Source organism: Cupriavidus sp. GW823-FHT06D04, from assembly GCF_058795055.1.
In genome coordinates, this window is the sequence record NZ_JBXAHL010000086.1 from 1 (window position 1) to 7,771 (window position 7,771).

The 7,771-nt window shown below is 64.0% G+C and carries 9 protein-coding genes; 7 read left to right on the forward strand and 2 right to left on the reverse strand.

What is annotated here, in order from left to right:
- Both AC1Q7H_RS39470 and AC1Q7H_RS39475 read right to left on the reverse strand, forming a co-directional pair.
- A partial coding sequence (locus tag AC1Q7H_RS39470; RefSeq protein WP_492316784.1) for an AraC-like ligand-binding domain-containing protein occupies positions 1 to 296 on the reverse strand: 296 nt, incomplete at its 3' end.
- A 436-nt stretch (positions 297 to 732) separates the two neighbouring features.
- Positions 733 to 1,443: a TetR/AcrR family transcriptional regulator gene (locus tag AC1Q7H_RS39475; protein WP_492316785.1), complete on the reverse strand. Its 711-nt coding sequence runs from the start codon at positions 1,441 to 1,443 to the stop codon at positions 733 to 735.
- Positions 1,444 to 1,661: 218 nt separating this feature from the next.
- Here AC1Q7H_RS39475 and AC1Q7H_RS39480 point away from each other — a divergent pair, with 218 nt between their 5' ends.
- The 7 genes from AC1Q7H_RS39480 to AC1Q7H_RS39510 all read left to right on the forward strand — a co-directional run.
- Entirely contained in the window at positions 1,662 to 2,942 is a 1,281-nt protein-coding gene (locus AC1Q7H_RS39480; protein WP_492316786.1) for an alpha/beta fold hydrolase, read from the forward strand.
- Positions 2,923 to 3,630: a VOC family protein gene (locus AC1Q7H_RS39485; RefSeq protein WP_492316787.1), complete on the forward strand. Its 708-nt coding sequence runs from the start codon at positions 2,923 to 2,925 to the stop codon at positions 3,628 to 3,630. Before AC1Q7H_RS39480 ends, AC1Q7H_RS39485 begins: the two co-directional genes overlap by 20 nt.
- The gene (locus AC1Q7H_RS39490) at positions 3,627 to 3,899 is read left to right on the forward strand and encodes a hypothetical protein (RefSeq protein WP_492316788.1); all 273 of its coding nucleotides are present in this window, start codon (positions 3,627 to 3,629) and stop codon (positions 3,897 to 3,899) included. The genes AC1Q7H_RS39485 and AC1Q7H_RS39490 overlap by 4 nt, the downstream gene beginning before the upstream one ends.
- Positions 3,900 to 3,927: 28 nt before the next feature.
- Entirely contained in the window at positions 3,928 to 5,640 is a 1,713-nt protein-coding gene (locus tag AC1Q7H_RS39495) for an AMP-binding protein (RefSeq protein ID WP_492316789.1), read from the forward strand.
- Positions 5,637 to 6,131 (forward strand): acyl-CoA thioesterase, encoded by a 495-nt coding sequence (locus AC1Q7H_RS39500; protein ID WP_492316790.1) that lies wholly within the window; start codon positions 5,637 to 5,639, stop codon positions 6,129 to 6,131. Before AC1Q7H_RS39495 ends, AC1Q7H_RS39500 begins: the two co-directional genes overlap by 4 nt.
- On the forward strand, positions 6,128 to 6,886 hold the full coding sequence (locus AC1Q7H_RS39505) for a maleate cis-trans isomerase family protein (RefSeq protein WP_492316791.1): 759 nt from the start codon (positions 6,128 to 6,130) through the stop codon (positions 6,884 to 6,886). The genes AC1Q7H_RS39500 and AC1Q7H_RS39505 overlap by 4 nt, the downstream gene beginning before the upstream one ends.
- A 10-nt stretch (positions 6,887 to 6,896) precedes the next feature.
- On the forward strand, positions 6,897 to 7,771 hold an 875-nt coding region (locus tag AC1Q7H_RS39510), incomplete at its 3' end, for an FAD-dependent monooxygenase (RefSeq protein ID WP_492316792.1).

Genomic DNA, 7,771 nt, shown 5'->3' on the forward strand with positions numbered 1-7,771 from the left:
CCGCCGCGCAGCGGAATCTCCACCAGCACGAAGCCATCGAAGCAATCCGGCTCGACCTTGACCTCGGCGCCGTACTCCAGGAAGAAAAGCGACAGGCGCCCGACCCGGGTCGAAAACAAGCGCGTGGAAAGGGTACGGGCCGGGTCGCGCAACTGCATCGCATGGGGCTTGAACGCGCGGCCGACCATCTCCGTGACCTGGTCGAAATCCTGCACCCGGTCCAGCTCACGATGCCACCCTGCCAGGGCGGGCTGATGCGGGTCAAGCACAGGCGGAAAGATACAGGTGGCATTCATGTATGACGGCGAGGGCGTATGGGAATCTCCTGCTCGCGCCGTCTGGTGCGGCGCTGTCAGCGCGGAACAGCAGCCTCTCGCAAGAAGCAGGCCACCCGTATTTGCACCACGGTGCGGCGCGCGGGGGCTTCTGGAAGAAGATGGCCTCGCTATTATTCCCAGTTCCGCCGGCAGGAACATTGGGGAAAATCCCACGTTAGGCACGGGCGCGCTTCTCAGGGCGCTGCAATACCGCCTGGACCGCCGCCTACGTCACATGCATGATTTTGGAACTACTTCATATGGATCAATCCGACGAGCCTGATTCCCGGGCGAACCCTGAGGTCGTCTTTGTGGGACCGCGATTAGCGTTCCTGATCAGCATCTTTAAGCTACGCATCCGGCCAAACAACCAGTTGTTGCAGGCAGGACTTCATCCCGCCCGTTGCCTCTCCTGCTATGGGGCCGTCTTGCCCGCTGCCGCCGGCGAGTCCAGGCTGCGCTCCAGCAGTGTCAGGTCGTCGCGCAAGAGTTGGAGTATGGCTGCCGGCCCAGCCTGATCGAGCTTGCGGCTCGAGGGCAGTTCCAGTGCACCCAATGCCATGTCGGCAACCTGGCGGGCCACCTCATCCATGGAAGCCTGCCCCGATGGATTGAACCACCACGCGGTCCAGTTGCACATGCCGATGATCGAGAATGCAGCGACCTTGGCATCCATCACGCGGAACTTCCCCTGGTCGATACCGGATTCGACGGCCTGCCGAAACTGAGCGAGCACAGCGCGACGCGATTGCTCGGCCAGTTTGCGCTGCTTTGGAGGCAGGTTGTTCTCATTGCGCTCCACGACCCTGAACTGCAACGGGTGAGACAGGATCAGCATCGCGTGACGCATCACCAGGTGACGAAGGATCCCGGAAGGCGTGCGCATCTCTTCGGGCATTGGCTCGGTAGCCAGTTCGGCGGCGGTGCGCGTCACCGCGGTGGTCAGTTCCTCAAGAATCGCTTCCTTGCTCTTGAAGTAGTAGTACAGCGCCGGACGGCTCAATCCCACGGCGTCGGCGATGTCGTTCAGTCCGGTGCCGTCGAAGCCGCGCTCGATGAACAGGCGGGTCGCCACTTCCAGGATCGAGTCCCGCAGCGCATCGCTCTTCGTCTGTGTCTTTGCCATGAGCTGTCATTCAGATTTTCGACGCAGGCGTCGAGAAGCTTCTCACGATAAACAAGAAGTCGACTGAACGCCAGCTTTGCACCCGCGCTCGGGTGCTCCGCTGTGGCTAATACATGCTCAGTACGCCACTTGTCCGTATCACCTTCGCGTCCCTCGAAAAAAGAATTTACGTATGCGTCGAAAAATGGACTATTCTGTAAAAAACGGAGTGAGTGACGATGACAATCAAGACGCCCCCCAGCGCTTCGCCTGCGCCTTCTGGTCCGATCGCGGGCTTCCTCAACACGGACTGGAATCCGCGGGACGTGCCTGCCGGCACCATGACGCGCAACGTAGTGCTGCGCACGGAAGATGGTGCCGCTACAAGTGGATCCCTCTATGCCGTCGGCCGACCGGACACCGTGGTTTGCATCATGCATCCCCGTGAGTTCATGGCTTGCCATTACCTGATTCCCGACATCGTCGAAGCAGGTTATGCGGCGTGGTCGCAATCCCCGCGTTCGGTCGGCAACGATCAGCGCCTGGAGCATGAATTTGCGCTGTACGACGTGGCGGCCGGTGTGCGCTATCTGCGTGAAGCGGGTTTTCGCCGCATCGTGCTGCTGGGCAATTCCGGAGGCAGCGGCTTATATGCGCTGTACGTTCAGCAATCGAATGCCGCGTCCGCGGCGCGCATCGGTCGGACGCCCGGCGGCCGAGCCACCAATCTTGCGTCGGCCCTGCTGCCGGCGGTAGACGGCGTCGTCTTTGTCGCGCCTCATCCGGGGCAGGGCGTGCTGCTGCAGGGCTGCATCGATCCTGCGGTGGCCGACGAGCGCGACCCGCTGTCCGTCGACGCGACGCTCGATGCATTCTCCGGGGCCAATGGCTTTGCGCCGGCCCCCGAGTCGTCCAGCTATCGCGCTGACTTCGTCGTGCGCTATCGGGCCGCGCAGATGGCACGGGTGCAGCGCCTCGACAAACTGGCCAGGACGATGATTGCCGAACGCATGGACGCCCGTGCCGAAGTGAAGCGCAATCCCGGTACGGTCAGCGATGCCATCCGCCGGCGCGCTGCCCATACCCAGCTTTTCTCCGTCTGGCGCACCGACGCCGACCTGCGCTGCTTCGATCTGTCGCTCGATCCGTCCGACCGCAAGTACGGGTCGCTCTGGGGCGCCGATCCATTCGCCTCCAACTACGGCTCGGTTGGCTTCGCACGCACCTGTTCGCCGGAGAGCTGGCTGTCGACATGGTCGGGGCTGTCGTCGAATGCCGCGCTGTCCCGGACGGCCCCGGCCATCAGCCAGCCCACCTTGCTGATCGAGTACACGGGTGACCAGGCGTGTTTCCCAACGGTGATCGCTGACATCTTTCACGGCATTGGCAGTGCCGAGAAGCAATACCACCGTGTTCGTGGTGACCACCATGGCCGCGCGCTGGCCAAGGGCGAAGAGCCGGGCCGCTCCCAGGCAGGACGCCTGCTGCAGGCGTGGCTGCGTGAAACCTTCCCGCTATAACGCATCCGACAAAGACTTTTCCGGAGACGCAACGATGTATGCAAGTTCCACCCCGGCTGGTGCCGCCCCTCTGCGATTGCACGGTGTCGACCACACGGCCCGGCCGACCTGGCGGTTGAAGGACACCGTCACGTTCTATCGCGACATTCTTGGCCTGCCGCTCATCCACACCATCTCGGCGCGTGGCTGGGGCACCGCGACGCACCCCGATTTCCTGCACTTCTTCTTTGACAGCGGCAACGGCAGCACCATCGCTTTCTTCTACTACCTTGGCAGCGTCGAGCCGGAGGTCCTTGCCGGCCGAGACCGCCGCCCACCGCTTCCGGACGACCACGTCTTCGATGCCACCCACACGGCGTGGCTGGTCGATACGCAGGAAGAATTGCAGGCATGGAAGGCCCGTCTGGAAGCGCGCGGCGTGGTGGTGTCCACGGAAACCGCGCACGAGGTGATCGAATCGATTTACTTCCGGGATCCGAATGGCTACTTCATCGAGATAACGCGCAAGCTACGGCAGCTCGAAGCGCTGGACGCCCGTGACGCCGATGCGACGCTGTCCGCAGCGATCGAATTGGAGGACGAGGCTCGGGCCAGACAGGCAAGCGTGACCTCGATCGACGATATCTGGCTGCGCAAGGCAGAGATCCTGGGCCGCCGCCTGAACCTGGACAAGGAGTGTCACGCATGAGCAAGTCCTCCCTGCGCATCTTCGTGCTGAACGTGCCCGAGTTCGCCTCGCTGACGGAAGCCGCACACCGCATGCCGGACTGCCACGTCAGCGACCTCGGTGACTATACCGTGATTGCCGCGAGCGGGCCTGTCGAGTTCGGGCGTCGCGCACTGGGACTGAAGCCAGCCGTCTGGTACGGGCTCTTCACGGGCGGCCTGGACGGCAGGATCGAGTCGTTCGGTCGCGACACGGTGCGCATCGTACCGCGTGGGCAAGAGACAGCCTGAAAAGCAGGATACATAGCAGGAGACAACCATGACCGGAATTCAGTTTCCGATCGAAGGCGTGGAGTATTGCCCGCCCGCAGACGCGGCCAGGTACTTCGAGACCGGCGCGTGGGTGGACGACACGCTCGGCGGCGCGCTGCGCAAGACCGCGCGGCGTCACCCAGACCGCCTAGCCTTTATCAGCGACGAGCGGTCGATCACGTTCGCCGAACTCGACGAACGCAGCGAACGCCTTGGTGCGGCGCTGCACCAGCTTGGTCTCGGGGCAGGGGATCGCGCGATCTTCCAGATGGGCACCACGATCGATACGGTCGTCGCGCTGATGGGCTGTTACAAGGCCGGCGTGATTCCCGTGTGCGCAGTGCCGCAATACCGCGAAGTCGAGATTGGCCAGTTGTCCGCGCAAGCAGAGCCGCGCGCCTACTTCGTGCAGGCTGACTTCAGCGCGTTCGACCTTGCCGGATTTGCGCGCGGCATGGCGCAGCGCCACCCCTCGCTGGAGCAGCTGATCGTGGCGCGCGGCAATCCTGTGCAGGGACAGGGCGCGCCGGACGAGCACGGGCTGGACGCGCTGATCGACGCCATTCCCTATGAAAAAGCGGTGGATGTGCTGGCCGGGGTAAGGATCGGGAGCCAGGACGTCCTCAGCTTCCAGTTGTCCGGCGGCACCACCGGCGTGCCGAAGATCATCCCACGCTTCCATGCCGAGTACATCGGCCATGCGCTGGCCTGCATGCGCCAGCTCGGCCAGACCGAGCACAGCCGCCTGATCTGGTCGCTGCCGCTGCTGCACAACGCCGGCCAGCTCTACGTGCTGACCCCTGTCGTGGCCGCTGGCATGACGTCGGTGCTGATGCCTCGTGTGGACATTGCCCGCATGCTGCAACTGATCGAACAGCATCGCGTCACGCACGGCATGTCCATCGGACCGGTCGCGCCGCAGATGATTGCCTACCAGGAGATGGCGCGGCACGATCTTTCATCGCTCGAACTGTTCGGCACGATGACGCGTGCCGATGCACTCGAAGCGCATCTCGGGGTGCCTTGCTTCAACCTGTTTGGCACGACCGAAGGGCTGCTGCTGGGCGCCGGCGCACGCTTCCCGGCGGCCGTTCGCCACGGCACGCAAGGCTTCTCCGGCTGCCCGGATGACGAGATCCGCCTGCTAGTACCGGGAACGGACGAGCCGGCGCCGCAGGGAACGCCCGGCGAACTCTGCTTCCGCGGGCCGTCGAGCCTGCGCGGCTACTACAAGGCAACGGAGGCGACAGCACAAACGCTGACGCGGGACGGCTTTGTGCGCTCCGGCGACCTCATGACCGAACATGTCATCGACGGCTTCCGCTGCTTCACCTTCGAAGGCCGCCTGCGCGACAACGTCAATCGCGGCGGCGAGAAGATCGGATCGGAAGAGGTGGAAGCGTATGTCAGCCGCCATCCGGCGGTGGCGGATGCAAAGCTCGTGGCGATGCCGGATCCGCTCTACGGCGAGAAAGGGTGCATCTACCTGATCCTGCGCGCCGGACACGTGGCGCCGGATGTGGCCGGGCTTGCGGCCTTCCTGGTCGAGCAGGGACTCGCCAAGTTCAAGTGTCCCGAGCGCATTGAAGTCGTCGAGGAGTTTCCGGTGACTCGCGTCGGCAAAGTCGACAAGGGCGCGCTGCGGGCAATGGTGGCACGCCGTCTCGAGGACGAGACAAGGGCTCGGGGCAAAGATGAACGCGGGAGGGTCTCGGCATGATCTGTACTGAAGCCGTAGTCGCCGAAACGCCGTTCTCGGTACGCCGACGCGTCAAGTGGGGCGAATGCGATCCGGCTGGCGTGGTCTACACGCCATGCTTCTCCGAATACGTCATTTCCACTGCGGAATTGTTCTATGAGCGCCTGTTCGACGGCCTCCCGCAACGCACCAAGGATGAGCTTGGATTCGGCACGCCGACTCGCGCGCTCGCATTCGACTTCCGCCGCTCGCTCTGGCCGGATGAATCCATCGATATCGATGTTTCGGTCGAGTCCATCAGCACGCGGACCTACACGCTTGCGATGACGGCACGCATGAGCGAGGGTGGCGAGACGGCTTTCGTCGCCCGCCTTACGCCGATCTGCGTGCGACGCGGAACGCGCGACGTGATCAACGTGCCCGCCGCGCTGCGCAACGCACTGGAGCAGTACCGGCGCCACTGCGAGACCGAGCCGCACACCAATCTATCCGACCAAGGCCAACCAGCATGAACAGTCGTACCTACCGTATCGGGCAGATCGTGCCCAGTTCCAACACAACGATGGAAACCGAGATCCCGGCGATGCTGCGTGCGCGGGAACAGATGCTACCGGAGCGCTTTACCTTCCACGCGAGCCGCATGCGCATGCACCGCGTGGTGCGCGAGGAACTGGAGGCCATGAACCGCGAGGGCCTGCGTTGTGCCGCCGAACTGGCGGACGCGCGTGTCGACGTGATGAGCACGGCCTGCCTGGTCGCCATCATGGCGATGGGCCCGGGCTACCACCGCCAGGTGGAGCAGGACCTGCTGCGCGTCGCGCGCGAGAACGACTGCGACGCGCCGGTGATGACATCGGCCGGTGCGCTGGTCGCGGGCCTGAAGTCGGCGGGCGCGCGCCGGATCGCGCTGATGGCGCCATACATGAAGCCGCTGACCGACGCGGTGGTCAAGTACATCGAGCATGAAGGCATTGAAGTGCTGGACGCGCTGTCGTTCGAGATCCCCGACAACCTGGAGGTCGGGCGTCGCGATCCCCTGCAATTGCTGCAGGACGTCAAGCGCCTGAACACCGCCAACGCCGACGTCGTAGTGCTGTCGGCCTGCGTGCAGATGCCGTCGCTGCCGGCGATCCAGGCCGCGCAGGACGCCATCGGCCTGCCGGTGACATCGACCGCCGCCTGCACGGTCCGCCAGATGCTGGAACACCTTGACCTGGCACCCATCGTCCCCAATGCCGGCGCGCTCCTTGCGCCGGCCAGCAAGTAAGAGGCTTACCATGAATGTCGTCGTGATCGGAGGCGGGCCGGCCGGCCTGTACTTCTCGCTGCTGCTCAAGCAGCGGCATCCTGAAGACCATATTGTCGTGCACGAGCGCAATGAGGCCGGTGCCACCTACGGCTGGGGCGTGGTGTTCTCGGATATCGCCTTGTCCTTCCTGGAGGAAGCGGATCCGGCCTTCTTCAGGAAGTTTACCGCGCATCACCAGCGTTGCGACTATATGGAGGTCACCCACCAAGGGGTGCGAGTGCCACTGCATAACAACCACTTCTCGCGCACCTCGCGCATCGACCTCCTGCGCGTGCTGCAGGAGGCCTGCGCCGAGGCCGGTGTCGAGATTCAGTACGGCAGCCGCGTGAGCGACCCCGCCGAACTACCTGACGCCGACATCATCGTGGCGGCCGACGGCGTCAACAGCGAGGTACGGACCCGGCTGGCGGAGCATTTCCGGCCGAGCTTCGACGTGCGCCGCAACAAGTTCGCCTGGTACGGTACCCATCAACTGTTCCACCCGGTCTCGCTGATTTTCCGGGAAACCGAGTATGGGGTATTCATCGCGCACGCTTACCAGTACAGCGATGCCCTGTCGACCTTCCTGGTGGAAGTGGATCCGGACACCTGGCATCGCGCGGGCCTCGACACTGCAACCGAGGAGGAAAGTCGCGCATTCTGCGAACAGGTGTTCGCAGAAGACCTGGGTGGCCACTCCCTGCTGGGGAATCGCTCGAACTGGTTCCAGGCGAGCGTGGTGGGCAATGAGCACTGGTCGCATGGCAAGGTGGTGCTACTGGGCGACGCGCTGCGCAGCGTGCATTTCTCGCTAGGCTCCGGCACCCGTATGGCGATGCAGGATGCGATTGCGCTCTGCGATGC